This is a genomic window from Polaromonas sp. P1_E3, assembly GCF_056405935.1.
Map to the genome: position 1 here is coordinate 1 of NZ_JBFUBD010000533.1, position 1,570 is coordinate 1,570.

At 56.7% G+C, this 1,570-nt stretch carries 4 protein-coding genes; all 4 read left to right on the forward strand.

Translation table 11 applies throughout. From position 1 onward, the window contains the following. Nucleotides 1-459 (forward strand): GFA family protein (locus tag AC1D0Z_RS21370; RefSeq protein ID WP_477660163.1); only part of this gene is annotated, 459 nt, incomplete at its 5' end. A gap of 9 nt (nucleotides 460-468) precedes the next feature. Continuing rightward, the gene (locus tag AC1D0Z_RS21375) at nucleotides 469-642 is read left to right on the forward strand and encodes a hypothetical protein (protein ID WP_477660164.1); all 174 of its coding nucleotides are present in this window, start codon (nucleotides 469-471) and stop codon (nucleotides 640-642) included. Next, nucleotides 639-911 (forward strand): TfoX/Sxy family protein, encoded by a 273-nt coding sequence (locus AC1D0Z_RS21380; protein WP_477660165.1) that lies wholly within the window; start codon nucleotides 639-641, stop codon nucleotides 909-911. The genes AC1D0Z_RS21375 and AC1D0Z_RS21380 overlap by 4 nt, the downstream gene beginning before the upstream one ends. A 265-nt stretch (nucleotides 912-1,176) precedes the next feature. Then, nucleotides 1,177-1,570 (forward strand): DUF3592 domain-containing protein (locus AC1D0Z_RS21385; protein WP_477660166.1); only part of this gene is annotated, 394 nt, incomplete at its 3' end.

Genomic DNA, 1,570 nt, shown 5'->3' on the forward strand with positions numbered 1-1,570 from the left:
GGTATTGGTGGTCCGGCCATCTTCACGTTAACCGTCGGAAGGAGCACCATGGAAAAACTATCACTCGAAGGTGGCTGCCAATGTGGTTCGGTCCGATATCGGATCTCAGGCTCTCCTGTGATGGCAGCACTCTGCCATTGTTCGATGTGCCGGCGTGCCAATGCGGCGCCAGCAGTCGCGTGGGCCATGTTTCAAGAAGCGCAAGTCGATTTCACGTCACAGTTACCCGCGGTTTATGAGTCATCGCCGGGTTCGCGCCGCGGATTCTGCGCGCGTTGCGGCACGCAAATCAGCTTTGCCGCGGATTACATTCCCGGATTGATCGACATCACAATCTGCAGTCTTGACGATCCAGGCCAGGTGGCGCCTGCGTTTCACTATTGGGAATYCAAGCGCCTTCCATGGCTGCATGTTGCCGACCAGCTGCCTCGATATCCCGAGTTCCCGCCAACCGAGTGATCCTTAGCCATGAAAAAGGCTCTCACAGCACTCGTTTTTGGTATTTGTGCCATGGCTCAAGGCGCGGAACCGGCGCTCAAGTCATGGGATGGCAACTATCTGTCGACCTTCGAGCTTGCGAAGGAGATGCGCGTTCAGTCCTTCGAGACACTTCATGCAAGCTTGGAGCGCGCAATCGTATGAGTTTGGCGCAACGTTTGTGTGACCTCCCAAACCTGGGCCCGAAGTCTCAGCAGATGCTTATGCGGGCGGGCATTACGTCCGTAGCCCAGCTCCGAAAGCTTGGCGCCGTTCGGGCATTCGCGCATGCGCGGAGGGCCGGAGCTGGGGTGAGTTTGAACCTGCTTTGGGCTCTGGAGGGGGCTCTCACGGGGTTGCCGTGGCAGACTGTGGCACGCGAGCATCGTGCAAGCCTGCTACTTGCTCTCGAAGACTATGAACGGGAGGTCTAACTTGTCGAGCGACGCGAATCCACAACGGCAGTCGAGTCGTTTAACAATGGCGTCTAACCTTTCAATGAGCTGGGCATGCCGGGCAAGCCGGCATCTTGTTTTTCGGCGTCGTCCTCGCTACATTCCTTGTTTGGGTCGCATATGAAGTCGCGACACGCCACGCCGCATAACATATCAACCGGCGCGGAGCCACAACAGCAGGACGTGGCTCCGTCCCATTTGTTGGTGGTCCGATCATTTTTACGTCAGGCCTAAGGAGCCACCTATGTTTCGAATCCTTTTTAGCCCAATGGTCGCTGTCTGTGTTGTTGTGTTTGGCGTCTTTCTCATGTATGCCGGCCACAAGAACGCCACCAAGTTTTCGGCATTGCGCGACCACGGCAAGACGACAAAAGCCGAGGTAACCAAGCTGGAGTGGAAGGAAAAGAAGAATACCCATGCTGACAGCCTGTACACCGCCCATGTTCGCTTCACGACGGAGGATGGTCGCGAAATTCGGACTGAAGTCGGCGTTGCTGCGGAGCTTGGCCGTGCCTTGCGCAGCAACTCTGTCCCATCCACCATGACGGTCCGCTATCTACCTGAAGCACCCAGCACGCTTCAAGACATCAACCAGGACGACTCCTCTGATGCCCAGAAGGGAGTTGGTCGCTATATGC

Excerpts from the sequence above, each read along its gene's own strand:
- AC1D0Z_RS21375 (WP_477660164.1), top strand. The coding sequence starts at position 469 with ATGAAAAAGGCTCTCACAGCACTCGTTTTTGGTATTTGTGCCATGGCT.
- AC1D0Z_RS21380 (WP_477660165.1), top strand. The coding sequence starts at position 639 with ATGAGTTTGGCGCAACGTTTGTGTGACCTCCCAAACCTGGGCCCGAAG.